This window comes from Nitrospirota bacterium, assembly GCA_040757595.1.
In the GTDB taxonomy this organism is placed as follows: domain Bacteria; phylum Nitrospirota; class Nitrospiria; order Nitrospirales; family Nitrospiraceae; genus JBFLWP01.
Genome location: JBFLWP010000003.1, coordinates 119,882 through 135,035 on the forward strand (window position 1 = coordinate 119,882; position 15,154 = coordinate 135,035).

Annotated in this window: 15 protein-coding genes and 1 tRNA gene; 8 read left to right on the forward strand and 8 right to left on the reverse strand. The window is 66.3% G+C overall.

Features of this window, described 5'->3' with window-relative positions; translation table 11 throughout:
- Positions 1-188 precede the first annotated feature (188 nt).
- Both AB1411_04185 and AB1411_04190 read left to right on the forward strand, forming a co-directional pair.
- Complete coding sequence (locus tag AB1411_04185) at positions 189-752, forward strand: hypothetical protein (protein MEW6542793.1); 564 nt, start codon at positions 189-191, stop codon at positions 750-752.
- A complete protein-coding gene (locus AB1411_04190) occupies positions 749-1,291 on the forward strand; it encodes an NUDIX hydrolase (protein MEW6542794.1) in 543 nt (180 codons plus the stop codon). Before AB1411_04185 ends, AB1411_04190 begins: the two co-directional genes overlap by 4 nt.
- A 97-nt stretch (positions 1,292-1,388) precedes the next feature.
- Here the strand turns inward: AB1411_04190 and AB1411_04195 are convergent, their stop codons facing one another.
- The 4 genes from AB1411_04195 to AB1411_04210 form a co-directional block, all read right to left on the reverse strand.
- Complete coding sequence (locus tag AB1411_04195; GenBank protein ID MEW6542795.1) at positions 1,389-1,631, reverse strand: hypothetical protein; 243 nt, start codon at positions 1,629-1,631, stop codon at positions 1,389-1,391.
- Positions 1,632-1,645: 14 nt separating this feature from the next.
- Positions 1,646-2,623: a DNA methyltransferase gene (locus AB1411_04200; GenBank protein ID MEW6542796.1), complete on the reverse strand. Its 978-nt coding sequence runs from the start codon at positions 2,621-2,623 to the stop codon at positions 1,646-1,648.
- A 103-nt stretch (positions 2,624-2,726) separates the two neighbouring features.
- Entirely contained in the window at positions 2,727-3,182 is a 456-nt protein-coding gene (locus AB1411_04205; protein MEW6542797.1) for a peroxiredoxin, read from the reverse strand.
- 17 nt (positions 3,183-3,199) lie between these two features.
- On the reverse strand, positions 3,200-4,168 hold the full coding sequence (locus tag AB1411_04210; GenBank protein ID MEW6542798.1) for an aldo/keto reductase: 969 nt from the start codon (positions 4,166-4,168) through the stop codon (positions 3,200-3,202).
- 116 nt (positions 4,169-4,284) lie between these two features.
- Between AB1411_04210 and AB1411_04215 the strand changes: the two genes are divergently transcribed.
- From AB1411_04215 to AB1411_04240, 6 genes are all read left to right on the forward strand, one after another.
- Positions 4,285-4,935, forward strand: coding sequence for a hypothetical protein (locus AB1411_04215; GenBank protein ID MEW6542799.1), 651 nt, complete (start codon positions 4,285-4,287; stop codon positions 4,933-4,935).
- A gap of 16 nt (positions 4,936-4,951) precedes the next feature.
- Entirely contained in the window at positions 4,952-6,259 is a 1,308-nt protein-coding gene (locus AB1411_04220) for a transglycosylase SLT domain-containing protein (GenBank protein ID MEW6542800.1), read from the forward strand.
- 114 nt (positions 6,260-6,373) lie between these two features.
- Positions 6,374-8,953: a serine/threonine-protein kinase gene (locus AB1411_04225; GenBank protein MEW6542801.1), complete on the forward strand. Its 2,580-nt coding sequence runs from the start codon at positions 6,374-6,376 to the stop codon at positions 8,951-8,953.
- An 18-nt stretch (positions 8,954-8,971) separates the two neighbouring features.
- The gene (locus AB1411_04230; protein ID MEW6542802.1) at positions 8,972-9,793 is read left to right on the forward strand and encodes a Stp1/IreP family PP2C-type Ser/Thr phosphatase; all 822 of its coding nucleotides are present in this window, start codon (positions 8,972-8,974) and stop codon (positions 9,791-9,793) included.
- A 14-nt stretch (positions 9,794-9,807) separates the two neighbouring features.
- On the forward strand, positions 9,808-10,518 hold the full coding sequence (locus tag AB1411_04235; GenBank protein MEW6542803.1) for an FHA domain-containing protein: 711 nt from the start codon (positions 9,808-9,810) through the stop codon (positions 10,516-10,518).
- Positions 10,519-10,551: 33 nt separating this feature from the next.
- Entirely contained in the window at positions 10,552-10,860 is a 309-nt protein-coding gene (locus tag AB1411_04240; protein ID MEW6542804.1) for a hypothetical protein, read from the forward strand.
- 3 nt (positions 10,861-10,863) lie between these two features.
- On the opposite strand, the gene AB1411_04245 is transcribed toward AB1411_04240, so the two are convergent.
- From AB1411_04245 to AB1411_04260, 4 genes are all read right to left on the reverse strand, one after another.
- Entirely contained in the window at positions 10,864-11,292 is a 429-nt protein-coding gene (locus tag AB1411_04245) for an ankyrin repeat domain-containing protein (GenBank protein ID MEW6542805.1), read from the reverse strand.
- A 125-nt stretch (positions 11,293-11,417) separates the two neighbouring features.
- Positions 11,418-11,494: transfer RNA gene (locus tag AB1411_04250), tRNA-Met, on the reverse strand.
- 51 nt (positions 11,495-11,545) lie between these two features.
- Positions 11,546-13,753: an ATP-binding protein gene (locus AB1411_04255; protein MEW6542806.1), complete on the reverse strand. Its 2,208-nt coding sequence runs from the start codon at positions 13,751-13,753 to the stop codon at positions 11,546-11,548.
- Entirely contained in the window at positions 13,750-14,889 is a 1,140-nt protein-coding gene (locus AB1411_04260; GenBank protein MEW6542807.1) for an FIST N-terminal domain-containing protein, read from the reverse strand. The genes AB1411_04255 and AB1411_04260 overlap by 4 nt, the downstream gene beginning before the upstream one ends.
- Positions 14,890-15,154: the final 265 nt, after the last annotated feature.

Consider the following 15,154-nt stretch of genomic DNA (forward strand, 5'->3'; position numbering starts at 1 on the left):
GGATATCGGCCGCGGCGCCGTCAACCTTGAGCCAGGCGAGGAGGCGTCGCGCAATTCTACGGTGACCGGCGGCGGGCGTTTGTGATACACAAGCAAGCGGGAGCCGGTTTGGCCCGGCCTCTCGCTTGCGTCGGAGTGCGGAGATGGCGGACTCGCCGACTCGAAAGGTCACCCTCCAACCGGGGCAGATGCTGATGGTTCGGGTCGCCCCGCCGGGCGAAGCCACCCAGACCGCCCTGTTCATCCGGGACCGCACCCAGACGGTCACAAGCTTCGGCCGCACGCCCGGCATCGCCGGGCGGTACCGGGGCCTCGACTGGCAGCGCCAGGTGCTGGTCGTGGCGCTCGTCATCCGGGTGCGGACGCCGCAGGACCCGCAGTTCTACCGGCTCTGGCTCAACCTGAGGGAATCGGCCTCAACGACAGCCCATCTGGTGGACCTGGCCGTGCAGCCGAAGCTGACCTTTCAGTTCTTCGGCGACGGGGGACGGCCCCTGACGGCCTGCACGATCAGGAATCCGTTTCAGGACTTCTCGCGGGCGGTCCTCAAGCAACTGGAAGAGTACCCGGCCTGGGACCAGGATCAATTCAGCCGGGCGGTCGCCGAGTTCACGGACCGGTATCGGACGGCGAAGAGCCTTTGGGAGGGGCTGGCCCGGATCAATCCGTCCGAGGTGCCGACGCTCTTGATCCGTCCGACTTCCCCTCCCCGGGAGCCGGTCCGGAAACGGGAGCGGGCGGATCAGTCATGAAGTACTGCAGCCAGTGCGGCGCGCCGGTCTCCCTCAAGGTGCCGCCGGGCGACAACCTCCCGCGCCACGTGTGCGAAGCCTGCCAGGCCATCCACTACCTGAACCCCAAGATCGTCGTCGGCTGCATTCCCGAATGGGAGGGCCGGATTCTCCTCTGCCGCCGGGCGATCGAGCCGAGAGCCGGGCTCTGGACCATCCCGGGTGGCTTCATGGAGACGGGCGAGCATGCGGTGCAGGCGGCGGCCCGGGAGACGAGAGAGGAGGCCAAGGCGGAGGTGGAGATCACCGGCCTTTTCGCCCTGTTCAGCCTCCCGCACGTGAGCCAGGTCTACATGATCTTCCGGGGGACGATGCGCAGCCCCGACTTCGGGCCGGGCAGCGAGAGCCTGGAGGCGCAGCTCTTCGACTACGACAAGATTCCCTGGGAGACCCTCGCCTTCCCCGTCATCCACGAGGCGCTGACTCGCTACGTGCGGGACCTGGCGCGCGGCCAGTTCGACGTGCACGTGGACGTGGTGGACCGGCCTTGGCCCGGCTGAGGAGTCCGCGTGCGCGTGGGGCGCGGCAGCTCGGATAAGGCGAGAACTTCTCAAGGAAGTAGATGCGAAGGTACGGTCGAGGTTTGCGAGACGAGTCTTAGCCGTCGCCATTGCGCGGGACCGGTTTGCCGTCGCGGACGACCACGTCCTTGCGTTGGTAGACGGCCCTGCCTTGGAGCTTCTGAGCCGCGTTCTTGACGCCAAAGGTGTGAGTCCTCCCTCCTCCTGCCTCGCCGGCGCCGCTTTTCTCGTATTTCCAGTCTGACTTTTCCAGGAACACCACATCAACACGCCAGATGACGATGGGTTTCCCTGGCTCAAGCGACTCGGTTTGGTCCACGCGGGACTGATGGATTAAAGTCCTCTTTGCGAGCCATTCCCGTTGCCTTCCTTTGGCTTGAGGTCCGCGAGGGCAGGAATGGCCTTGGTCGCGAGCTGGTAATACTCCGAATTGATCTCTAGACCGATGCTCCGTAGGCCACAGGCAGAGGCCGCCGCAATGGTCGAGCCCGCCCCCATGAACGGATCGAGGATCACACCCTGTCCAAACGGCAAGGCCGCCCGGACAAGTTGGCGCACGAAATGTTGAGGCTTGAGAGAGGGGTGTGGGGCGATACCACGTTCAATCCCGCGGGCTGGAGAGGAATAGATCAAGTCTTTGAAGGGCTCCTCCGCCGATATCCGCCGCAGTCCCCCGGTCTTCCACTTCCGCAGGTTGTCTTGGACCCGTCCTTCACATGGTTTGCGGAAGAGCCCCCAGGGCTCCCAGCAGGACTTGGGCATGACGGAGATTTCCGGGAACTCTTCATGAGCATTCTTCGGCCGATCCCCACCCCGCAGGGTGTAGACGACCCGGATAATCTCCCCTCGCTTTTCGTAGCCGGCCGCGACGAATGGCTCATACACGAGATAGGAAACCAGCGGGTTGGTGGCAATGAAGAGATGAGCCCCCGGGACAAGCACGGGCATGAGGCTTTCGGCCAGGCGCTGGAAGAACGTGCGCAGCTCCGTCCGATCCCGTTCGCTCAGAACGGTGAAACGGGGCAACGGCTTGCGTTGGCATCCATCGAAGGCGGGAGGGATTCGCCACACTCCCCCGCGCCCCTTGCGCAATTTTTCAAGCTCCCGCGGGGTGTATTCGACGAGGCCGTAAGGCGGGTCTGTCACGACGGCGTGGATGGAATTGGGCGCGACATGCGCCAACCATTCGAACGCGTCAACGTGGAAAATCTGGTACTTGCCGAGCTTTGAAGAGGAAGGAGCGGAGAGAGAAAAGAGAGGGAGGGTCCCGTTCTGGCTACGGCTCTTTATCGTGCGATGAGCCAGAGGCATGTCCGGGCGATAGTCATTGGAGGTGAGGGTGCCAGTGTGTCGCGGAATCCTAGCACTTCTCGGTAGGGGCGGCAATAGCGCAGAAACTGTGGTGGGAAAACGGTTAGGACCTGAGGGCCGTGAGGACTTCCTGCGCGTGGCCGTGAACGCGGACCTTGGGGAAGATGGCCTTGAGGCGGCCGGCTTGGTCAATGACGAAGGTGCGGCGCCTGGGTCCGATCAGCCCGTTGATGAGCGGGCGGTAGACCCCGTAGGCCTTCTGCACGGTCCCGTCCTCGTCAACGAGCAGCCGGAAGGGCAGGGAGAATTTCTCGATGAACCGTTGGTGGGAGCCCCGGTCGTCGGGGCTGATGCCCAGCACGACCGCCTCGGCCCGCTCGATCGCGGCGATCTGGTCGCGGAATCCGCAGGCTTCGACCGTGCAGCCGGAGGTGTCGTCCTTGGGATAGAAATAGAGGACCACCTGCTTCCCGCGGAGCCCTGCGAGCGAGACGACCTCCCCGCTCTCGCAGGGAAGCGAGAAGTCCGGCGCCGGGTCGCCGACCTTCAATTCGGGCATCGGCCTTTCCGATCCCTTCAGTCGTAAAAGTTCCGCAGCCAGACGTGCCGGCCGAGAGAGGCGAGGAGCCCCTCGCTCAGGCGGCGTCCGTCCGAGACCGAGCAGTTGGCCTGGACGTGCTTTTTGGTCCTCATGCCCGGGATCACCGTGCTGACCGCCGGCTGGGCCAGGCAGTAGCGGAGGGCCAGCTCCGGCAGGGTTTTGGCCTCGGCGCCGAGCAGCGGCGTGAGCTTGGCGGCGCGCGCCGCCACCTGGGCCTTGCGGTCCCCGCGGAAGTACTCGTTCCGCCAGTCGCTTGCGGGGAACGTCGTTTCGGGCGTGATCGTGCCGGTCAACCCCCCTTCGTCGAATGGGCAGCGGGCCAGCAGGCCCACGTCGTGCTGCAGGCAGGCCGGGAAGAGGGTCTCCACGGGAGACTGGTCGAAGATGTTGAAGATGACCTGGACCGTGTCAATCAGGCCGCTGGTCACCAGCTTGAGCGCCGAGTCCGGCTCATGGTCGTTGATCGAGACGCCGATGGCCCGGACCTTGCCCTGGGCCTTCAACTGCAGCAGCGCGTCCAGCCAGCTCCGGTCCTCCATCCATTCGTCGCGCCAGACGTGGAGCTGCTGGAGGTCGAGGCAGTCCAGCTTCAGGTTGCGCAGGCTCTGCTCGGTGGACTCGATGATGTGGGAGGGGGGAAAACAGTCCTGCGCCCGGTCCGCTGGCTGGGCCGGCCAGTGCTCGTTCTTCGGCGGGACCTTGCTCGCCACGTAGATCCGCTCCTTGCGGGACCGCACCACCTGCCCGACGAGCTGCTCGCTGTGTCCGTCCCCATAGACCAGAGCCGTGTCAATGAAATTGGTGCCGGCGTCGATCGCGGCGTGGAGGGCGGCGACGGATTCCTTGTCCTCCGCCCCGACCCACATGGTTCCGCCGATGCCCCAGGCGCCGAACCCGATCTCGGACACCTGATAGCCGGTCTTGCCCAGCCGCCGGTATTGCACGATCTCCTCACGCCAAGGGTGGTCGGAGGGGCTACTCTACAATGGGGTCTCGGCCGGGCGCAACGGAGCCCTTCGAGTGTTGTCTGTCAGGGGCCTCGGTGCTAAGCTTGACCCCGATGGACAGCCGGCTGCCGCCCGATCACGCCATGCCGATCGAGCACAAGTACCATGACCTGGTCTCCTTCCGCCGGGCGCTTGACGAGCGGCTGCGTGCGCTGGAGTTGGACCTCAAGCGCGTGGCCGGGGACATCCCCGCGCAGGTGGCCAAGCGGAAGGCCCTGGCCCAGAGCCTGGAGCTCGGCCGGCGGCTCTTGGAGATGTACGAGCCGGTGAAACATTCCCCCGGCTGGATCAGGGCCGGCGCCTCGGTGGTGAGCGATCCGGTGCCGAACCTGGTCACTAAGCAGGAGGGCGAGGAAGACATTCTGGAGTTCGAGCACAACCGGCGGTCCTACTCGCTCCGGTTCCGACGATGCCCGGAGCAGCAGTCTCCCGGTCTCTCTGCCGAGGGCGACGTGCCTCATGCGCTGCTGTCCTTTTGCAACGAACAGGGGATGGCTCTGTTCGCCAACTCGATCGTGGAAGAGCAGGACGCGCGGGGGCGCTACTGCAAGCCGCTGGACATCGAGGTGTTCATCCCCGGCGAGTGGATCAAGGACTTTCTGGAGCTCTCCGAAGAGATCGCCGCACTCAAGCGCGAGATGGAGATTCGCAGGAAGTACGACCCGGCTGAATTGGAACGGCTGCGGCGGCACTTCGGACTCTGAGCGCAGGAGGCGAGCGATGCGGGGCAGATCGGCGATGGGACTGGCAGGGGGGCTGGCGCTGGCGACGGCGCTGTGGGGATCGGTCGCGACCATCCCCGTTTCGGCGGGCGATGCCTTCGAAGAAATCAACAAACGCTTCCAGCAGAAGCAACAGGAGCTCGACGACTCGCTCCGTGCCGTGCAGGAGCAGTATCGGGCCAAGCGGACGGCCATGGAGGCCCAGTGGAAACGGCGGGAGCAGGAGATCGAGGCCCGGTGGCAGCAGAGGAAGCGGGAGATCGAGCAGAAGTGGGACCGGGCCCTCCGGTCCACCCCCACGTCCTGGGTGGACTATTCATCCGACGACGAGGCGCGGAGCGTCGTGGACTTCGAGAACGGCACGGTGGAGGTCACGGCCCTGGCTCCGGTCGGGGAGACTGGCTCGTGGCCGGCGGCGCCGGCCGCGGTCGCCGCGCTCGCATCCGGGCCGGCCGGCTCCGGCAGGGCGCTGGCCGTGCCCGTTTCGCTGCGCGCCGAGGTCGCCGGGGTCCCGCAGCCGCTGGTGCTGGCCGCGCTCCCGGCCGCCTGGGCCAAGATGCTCCGCCAGTTCGAGCAGGTCTTCTCACAGGAAGCCAAGTCCGGGCAGCCGGTGCTGGCGAACCAGGTGGTGAGCCGGGCCGGCCAGCCGGTGGACAAACAGACGGTGAAGGCCTACGTGCAGGACGAGGTCCTGCCGGGTGCGGTGGTGGGCGAGAAGCCGGTGCCGTCCCGGGACGGCGTGGCGCGGATTCAGGTGACGGCCCGGGTCAAGATGGCTCCGGACCACGTGAAAAAGCGGGCCCAGCAGTACCAGGACGTGGTCCCGGCGTACGCCAAGCAGCACGGGCTGGATCCCCGTCTGCTCTACGCGATCATCCACACGGAATCCTTCTTCAATCCCAAGGCCCAGTCTCCCCTCCCCACCTACGGGCTCATGCAGCTCGTGCCCCGCGGTGCGGCCCGCGACGCCTACAACTTCCTCTACAAGGACGACCGGGTGCTCGACGATGAATATCTCCTGGATCCGGCCCACAACGTCGAGTTGGGGGCGGCCTACCTCCGCCTGCTGCGGAAGCAGCTCTTCGCCACCCTCGACGACGGGGACAAGAAGAACTACCTGTTGATCTGCGCGTTCAAGTGGGGGCCGGAGAACACCCAGAGCAAAATTCTGAAGCAGGTGCGGGTGCAGGACCTGACCGACACGCAGATCTTCAGCCTGCTCACCCAGCGGACGCCGGAAGAGACCAGCGCCTACCTCAAGCAGGTCCGTGACCGGATGCAGCTCTACGGGGACCAGGCCCCCTGAACCGTCTTCGTTCTCGGCGTCCTCGCATCACCGATCGCGCCAGGCCCGATCCGTTGACTTGCCGGGGATGTTTGTCTACCCTGACCTGACGCTGCACCGTCTCCAGAGGGAGCTGTGGGCACCCTTCTCTCCCGCCAACGGTTGGCCGAATGGACGATCGGGGGACTGCTCTCCCTCCTGGTCCTCGTCGGCTACTTCGCGGACTGGCCCCTCATCCACCGTCTCGACACCCTGACCTACGACCTGCTGGCGCCGTTGCGGGCCCACGGCCAGCCGTCCGACCAGATCGTGATCGTGGGGGTGGACGACGACAGCCTGACCCGCATCGGCCGCTGGCCCTGGCCCCGCACGACGATCGGCGAGCTCGTCGACATCCTGCGGGAGAGCGGGGCGAAGGTGATCGGCCTGGCCCTCCCCCTGTCCGAGCCGGATCAGAGCCAGGGGTTGCAGGAGATTCGCGCGATCCGGCGCGAGCTGGCGGTGCAGGCGGAGGCGCTGGCGACGGACCTTGCCGCTGCGCCCAAGCCGGCGGACGCCGACCTGCGGCTCCAGGAGGTCTACGCGGGGTTGCTGCACGATCTCGGCGAGGTGGAGATCCGGTTGGATCACGACACCAAGCTGGCTGAAGCCCTGGCCCGGACCCCGCAGGCCGTCCTGCCGGTCGCCTTCGAGCTCGGCCCGCCGCTGGGAGCCGAGACCGAGGAGCCGACCGGGCCGATCCTGGCCAGCGCCACCAGCCTCGTCGAGAATCCCGGCGACCGGCTGCTCTTTCCGCCCGTCGAGGCCCGGAAGCTGATCCCGCCCCTCCCCGCCTTCCAGCACGAGAGGCTGGCCTCCGGCCACCTGGCCCTCCGCCCGGACGGGGACGGGGTCCTGCGCCGGGACCTGCTGCTCGTGGAGTACCGCGGCCGCTTCTACCCCTCGCTGGCGTTGCGCACCGTGACCGCCTTCCTCGACCAGCCGGCCGACCAGGTGCGCGTCCAGTTGGGCAGCCGGGTCTCGGTCGGGGCCGTGCCGATTCCCACCGATCTCTCGCTCCGGCTGCCGGTCAGCTTCAACGGGCCGGCCGGCACCTTCAAGACCGTTCCGGCCCATGCGGTCCTCACCGGCGAGGCGCTGCCGGCCACGTTCCGCGGGAAGCTCGTGCTCGTGGGCCTCCTGGCCGGCGGGGCGGCGGACCGTCACGCAACGCCCGTGGCGCAAGCCGTTCCCGGCGTCGAGGTCGTGGCCAACGTGGCCCAGAACATCCTCGCGCAGAACTTCCTCTCCGTCCCGGACTGGGCGCCCATGTGCGAGCTGGGGACGCTCGTGCTCGTCGGAGCCTTTCTGGTCGCGGGCCTGCCGCGCCTGACCATGAGACTCGCGGGGCTCGCGGTGCTCGTGACGTTGATCGCGCTGGCCGCCTTCGCCTCGTTTCTGTACGTCTCCTCCGGCTCCGTGCTCTCAGTCGCCCCGGCCGGCCTGCTGCTCGTGGCGGGCTACCTCGTGGTCGGAGCCAAGCGGTTCTTCCTGACCGAGCAGCGGCAGGAGCTGGCTGAAGCGGACTCGATCGAGACCAACAAGATGCTGGGACTCTCGTTCCAGGGCCAAGGGATGCTGGACCTGGCCTTTGAGAAGTTCCGCAGGTGCCCGCTGGACGGGTCCGTGAAGGGATTGCTCTACAACCTGGGGCTGGACTTCGAGCGGAAGCGGATGTTCAACAAGGCGGTCGCTGTCTACGAGCACATCCAGACCGAGGACCGGTCCTACAAGGACGTGGGGAAGCGGATCGCACGGTTGAAGGAAGTCGGGGAAACGCTGATCTTCGGCGCCGGCGGGCTCAAAAAGGCCGGGCCGGAGGGCACGGTGCTGGTGGAAAGCGCGGGGATCAGGCCGACGCTGGGCCGCTACGAGGTCGTCAAGGAGCTGGGCCGCGGCGCGATGGGTGTGGTCTATCTGGGCAAGGACCCCAAAATCCAGCGGTCCGTGGCCATCAAGACGATGCGGCTGGACGAGGTGGACCAGGATCAGGTCGCGGGGGTGAAGGAGCGGTTCTTCCGCGAGGCGGAATCGGCCGGCCGCCTGTCCCACCCCAACATCGTCACGATCTTCGACGCGGGTGAGGAGCAGGAGCTCGGCTACATCGCGATGGAGGTGCTGGACGGCACGGACCTCAAGGATCGCTGCCGGAAGGACAACCTCCTGCCCGTGCCGCAGGTGCTGGAGCTCGTGGCGACCGTGGCGGACGCGCTTGACTACGCCCACCGGCAGGGCATCGTGCACCGGGACATCAAGCCGGCCAACATCATGTTGATGAAGGACGGGACCGTGAAGGTGACCGACTTCGGCATCGCGCGGATCGCGGCCTCGTCCAAGACCCAGACCGGCGTCGTGCTCGGCACGCCCAGCTACATGTCGCCCGAGCAGGTGGCCGGCACCAAGGTGGACGGGCGCTCGGACCTTTTCTCGCTGGGGGTGGTGCTCTTCGAGTTGCTGACCGGCGAGAAGCCGTTCCAGGCCGAGAGCGTGGCGACCCTCCTGTTCCAGATCGCCAACCAGCCCCACCCGACTCCGAATCAGGTCCGGGCCGAGCTCCCGTCCTGCTGTCAGGCCGTGGTGGACCGGGCGCTGCAGAAGGACGCGGCGCAGCGGTACCAGCGGGGGAAGGACATGGCGCGGGACCTGCGGGCCTGCCTGCAGACGCTCGCCGGGTGATTGACGGGAGCCATGACGATGGACATCGCGTTCGGGGCCAGGACCGACGTCGGGCTCAAGCGGGCCCACAACGAGGACAGTTTTTGCGCAGACCCGGGGCTGGGCCTGTTCGTCGTCTGTGACGGGATGGGGGGGCAAAACGCCGGGGAGGTGGCCAGCCACCTGGCGGTGGAGGTCATCCAGAAACACCTGTTGGAGGCGCGGGACGGGGTCGGTCGCCCCGTGATCGGCCAGTACGACGATCGCTTCTCCCCCAGGACGAACCGGCTGGCCAGCGCGATCCGGCTCGCCAACCAAATCATTCACGGAGCCGCGCAGATCAAGCCGGAGCAGGCCGGCATGGGCACGACGGTCGTCTCCGCCCTGATCACGAATCAAGTCCTCTCGGTCGCGCACGTGGGCGACAGCCGCCTCTACCTGGTCCGGGGCGACAGCCTGGAGCCGCTGACCGCCGACCATTCGCTGGTGGCCGAGCAGGTGCGGCGCGGCCTGCTCACCGAGGAGGAGGCGGAGCTGTCTCCCCAGCGCAATATCGTGACGAGGGCCCTGGGCGTCGAGGAATCGGTCGAGGTCGATCTGGACGAGCTCCCGTTGATGCAGGGCGACCGGCTGCTCCTCTGCTCGGACGGCTTGACGCGGGGAGTCAAATCGGGTGATATCATGAATGTCCTCCGGGGCGAGGGGGATCCGCAGGCGGCCTGCGACGAGTTGGTGCGCCTGGCGAACGGGGCGGGCGGAGAGGACAACACGACGGTGGTTCTGGTGGCTTTGCGGACTTCGTCCCGCGGTCGGATCTGGACGACGATTCGCCGTCGGTGGGCCGCGATGTGGTCATCGTAGGCTTGGAGAGCGGTATGCCGAAGATCTTCCTCAAATTCAACGAGGCCGTGCTCAAGGAGATTCAGCTCGACCGGCCGCAGCTCACGATCGGCCGGAAGCCGGACAACGACCTGGTCATCGACAACCCGGCGGTGTCGGGGCACCACGCGCGCATCGTCCAGGAGGAGGGCGCCTACGTCATCGAAGACCTGGGCAGCACGAACGGCACGTTCGTCAACGACAAGCGGATCGAGAAGCGGCCGTTGCAGGACCATGACCGGGTGCTCATCGGCAAGCACCTGCTCCTGTACCAGGACGAAGCCAGGGCCGCGCCGCCCCCCTCGCCGCCCAAGGCCTTCGACTCGGACAAGACCGTGATCCTGGATACGCAGAAGCAACGGGAGCTGTTGAAGGCCGAGCAGGCAACGGCTCCCGCCAAGCCGAGGGAAAAGGTCGGCGTGCTGCAGGTGGTCTCCGGACAGACGGATCGCAAGGAATACCAGCTCACCGGGCGCCTGGCGATCATCGGCTCCCAGGACGGGGCGACGGTCCGGCTCACCGGCTGGTTCGCCCCCAAGGTGGCGGCCTTGATCGGGCGGCGCAGCGACAGCTACAACGTCAGCATGTCGGAAGAGGGCAAGAAGATCCTGCTCAACGGCACCCCGGTCCAGGGCCGCAGCGACCTCAAGGATGGAGACCTGCTGGAGGTCGCCGGCGTCAAGATGTACTTCTATCTGAAGGATTAGTCCGACGCACGACTCCCCCGCACCCGTTCCCCCATGAAGGAAACATTCCAGACGCCCCTCGTCCTCGCCGCGCTGACCCTGCTCGTCGGCTGCGGAACGCCCATGATGATGCCCTACCTGGAATCAGCCAGGGGGCAGGCGACGCAGGAGGAGGTGAAGGAACGGTTCGGCGCGCCGGTCAAGGAAGCGAGACTGGAGAACGGGACCACCCTCTGGACCTACCGCCATCTCAGCTACAACCCCGACCCGCCCTTCGGCGTCGAGTCCTGCGTGGACTACACCCTGACGTTCGACGCCAAGCACGTCCTGCGTGAGTGGACGGCGAAAGAGGGCAACTGCTGATCGTCAGTTGGGGACCGATGCGGCAGGCGCGCCGCTCGGAGCCAGCTTCTTGAGCGTCTCCACGGCTGGGCCATGCTCCAGGCTCTCGGCCACGGCCAGAGGGGTGGGGGTGTACCAGTTCGACGCCGAGACGAGGGCGCCCTTCTCCACCAGCAGTTGGATGACCTCTGGGTCGCCCTTGTAGGCGGCGGCGTGGAGGGGGGTCCAGCCGGTCAGGTCGGAGGCGTTGACGTCCGCTCCCTTGTCCAGCAGGGCGCGGACCGTGTCGAGATGGCCGTGCGCCGCGGCCAGGGTCAGCGCACGGGTGCCGACGAGGGGCACGGCGGCATTGACGTCGGTGCCCTCGCCGAGTGCATCGAGGACCGCCTTCGTGTCGCCGCTCCCGGCGGCGGTCAGCAGCGAGAAGAGGCAGCCGGACAAGAAGAGCGGCAAGGAAAGGCCAGCGAGAGCCAATCCTCCCCGTGCGACCCTCCCTCTCTTGGAGGGGCGGAGCCGACGTGCCGACGATGTCCGGATTCGGATGTCCAACTGGCCTGTGGCGCTTGCCCGAGAAAGGTTGGTTGCGGGGGAAGGATTTGAACCTTCGACCTTTGGGTTATGAGCCCAACGAGCTACCAGGCTGCTCCACCCCGCGGCCGGATACTATCAACGAGACCTAAACGAAGTCAAGGTGAGGACAAGGCCTTCATTGAGTTGAGCGGCCGACGAGCGTTTCACGAACCTTTTTGAGGATCGCGGCCGGCGTGAACGGTTTCTGGAGAAAGGCCGTCGCTTGATCGAGGATGCCGTGATGCCCGATCGCGTCGTCCGTGTAGCCGGAAATGAAGAGGACCTTGGCCTCGGGTCGAACGACCTCGAACCGTTGGGCCAGTTCCCGGCCGCTCATCCCCGGCATCACGACGTCGGTGATCAGCAGGTGAATCGGCCCGGCGCACCGCTCGCTGATGGCCATCGCCTCGAAGCCGTTCGCGGCTTCCAGCACGGTGTATCCGCTCTCCTCGAGGACCTCGCGGGCGAGCGTCCGCACTCCGTCCTCGTCTTCCACCAGGAGGACCGTTTCCAACCCGCTCGGGGCTTCTTCGATCTCCGGGCCGGAGGAGAATGTGGCGGGAGTCCCCTCGGCTCTCGGCAAGTAGATGGTGAAAGTCGAGCCCTGCCCCGGCGCACTCGTGACGACGATGCCCCCGTTGCTCTGCCTGACGATGCCGTAGACGGTGGCAAGTCCCATCCCGGTCCCCTTGCCGGGCCCTTTCGTGGTGAAGAACGGCTCGAAGAGGCGGGCCTGGGTCTCGGGACTCATCCCGCACCCGGTGTCGCTCACCGCCAGCTTGACGTAGGGGCCCGGCGGCATGGAGCCGTGCGGATGGTCGTAACGCGCGTCCAACTCGACGTTGTCGGTGTGGATGGTCAGTTGACCGCCCTGTTCCATGGCATCACGGGCGTTCAGCGCCAGGTTCAGGATCACCTGTTCAAGCTGCCCCGGGTCGGCCTGCACCAGCCAAAGCTCGGGGCACAGCGAAGAGACCATCTTGATGTGCTCCCCGATCAGCCGGCGGAGCATCGTTTCCATGTTGGTCACCAGGAGGTTCAGGTCCAGGACCTTCGGCTGCAGGACCTGCTTGCGGCTGAAGGCCAGCAACTGGTTCGTCAGCGACGTGGCCCGTTCGGCCGCCTGCCGGATTTGCTCCGCGCTCCTGCGCAGCGGGTCTTTCGGGATCAGTTTGCGGAGGAGCGTCTCGCTGTAGCCGATGATGACCGTCAACAGGTTGTTGAAGTCGTGGGCGATCCCCCCGGCGAGCTTTCCGACCGCCTCCATCTTTTGCGCCTGGCGTAGGCTTTCCTCGCTCAGCCGCAGCGACTCCTCGGCTTGCCGGCGCTCGATGGCGACCTTGGCGATGTGCACGGCCGCCTCGACCAGTTGGAGGTCGTCGGAGGCCGGCTTGCGCGGCTCCCGGTAGTACATCGCGAAGGTCCCCAGCACCTGGCCGTTGGTGGCCAGGATGGGCTTGGACCAACAGGCCCGCAGTCCGTGCCGGAGGGGAAGCTCACGATGCTTGGCCCACAGGGGATCGGTTGCGATGTCCTCGACGATCACCGTTTCTCCCAGAAAGGCCGCGGTCCCGCAGGAGCCGACGGTCGGCCCGATCGCGATGCCGTCAATGGCTCGGCAGTAGTCGCCTGGCAGGCTCGGAGCCGCCCCGTGCCGGAGATGCCGCCCGCTCTTGTCCAGCAACAGGATCGAGCAGAGCATCGAGGGGAACTGTTCCTCGACGCTGCGGACCAGGGCTTCCAACACGACGTGGAGCGGATGGCCCGCCGCGAGCAGTTCCAGCACCCGGTTCTGGCGGAGCCGCAGCTCCTCGGCGCGCCTGCGCTCGGTGATGTTGCGCACGATGACCAGGATCTGCTCGCCCCGCAGCGGAACGAGCCGGGCCTCGTAAAACTCGTTCCGTCCGTAGACCACCAGGGCGTACTCCAGGCTCAGGATCGAGCCCCCCCTTTTACGCAGCCGGGCGAGGGCGTCCTCGAAGCGGCTGCCGATGTCCCCCAGAGGGACGTCCTGGATCCGCTTGCCTAGCAATCGCTCGGGAGGGAGGTAAAAGTCTGCCACGCTCCCGGCCTTGTACTCGAGGATCGTGCCGGCTGCGTCCAGCCGGAAGAAGATGTCCGGAAAGGCCTGGACGATCGCGCGCAGCTCTGAATTCGACTGGAGCAGCTCCTGGGAGCTCAGGTCCAGGGAGCGCTCGAGCATGCTCCGGTCGGCGTCGGCTTCCCGATAGGCCTTGTCCACCGCCTCCACGAAGGGCCGCCATTCGGGCGGCACCGAGTCGAGGCTTCCGAAGAACCGCTTCAATTGGCGCTTCAGCAGGCTGTGGTAGGGCAGCATGGTCATTGCTCGGCCAACGCGGTGATGGTCATGGTCTGGTTGTGCAGCTCGCAACGGGCGCTCGGATTGAACGGCGAGATTTCCCCGTAAGAGTAAAAGCCGGTCAGCACCGTGTGGCGCCCCAGCACGTCGCGGACCCCTTCCACCTCCTCTTCGATCCGCTGCTTCAGGACCAGTTTCCGTCCGACGCAGCTGATCAGAACAGCCAGCTCGGGCGACATCGTCCCCAAGGACTGGGCGCTGGTCCTTGCGGCTCCGATGGCCCCGTCGATCAGTCGGTCGAAGTTGGCCTTCATGAGCCGCACGTAAGCCCCTTCGGGGACGTCGCCTGCGAACGTCATGCTCTGGTTCGATTCGTCGACCGAGAGAATGGTGCGCACGACCCCGGTCTCTCCCCCGCCGATCCGCAGGCTCAGGGGAAACAGGAGCCCGGTGGCCGGAAGGCCATCTGCATGCTCGCCGAGATACGTCTTGTAGAGGCCGAGGGCCGATTTGCCGTCCACTTCATAAAGAACGTTCCCCTTCGATCGAGTGATCAGCCGCTCGGGTCCGAAGGGGTCCCAGCCTCCAAGGGAGCCATACCCGACTTTGAGCCGGTCTCCGTAGAGTCCAAGGACCGCGATGATGTGAGGCCGCGGAAGGTCGTCCCACACGACGAAGGTCTCGCGGAAGCTGGCCCCGTCCCCGGAGAGGCCGCCCGTCACCGTGACGTGCTCGGGCAGGTGTTGGGTCAGTCCCTTGACCAGCTCGCTGCCGTTGATCTTGAGCCCCTCGGAGAGCACGAGCACATGGGCGAGACCCCGGTGGTCGAGCGATTCCGCGAGATGCTTGCCCGCCGAGAAGCTGCTCTCCTCGTGTTCGATGCTGATCCGTGCGCCCTTGAGCCAGGTGTGCTCGAAATGGACCGCCGTGAGCACCAGCGAGTCGTCGAAGACATGCGTGCCGCAGATCTCGCCCGCGGTGGAGCAACCGAGGAGATGGGCGTGCGGGTAGCCGCGTCGGATTTCGTCAAACAAGGTCCGGTTTTTGAGGATCGCGGAGCTTCCGAAAACGAGGACCAGTTGCACTGCGGAGCCGAGCGAACCGGGGCCGGTCGGTTCCCATCCCTTCGCAGGGGCCCAGCGGACCTGCTCGATCTTCATGCGCCCCCCCGAACTCGGGCGGGTGCGGGGGCGAGGTTAACGAGGCTCGGCCGGTTGGGGACGACAGGGGGAGGGGCGAGGAAGGGGGCGAATCCCGTCAGCCAGGAAGAATGGAAAGCCATTGGATCCCTACCTCTGAAGCGATGAGGCCGATGATCCAGGAGACGGTAAAAGAGGGGGGAAGCCTAGTGGATTTTCACAGTGCTGTCAAGGGTGCGCTCTCTGCCCGCGGCGTCGGTTGATTTCGGCCCATTGGCGTGTTAAA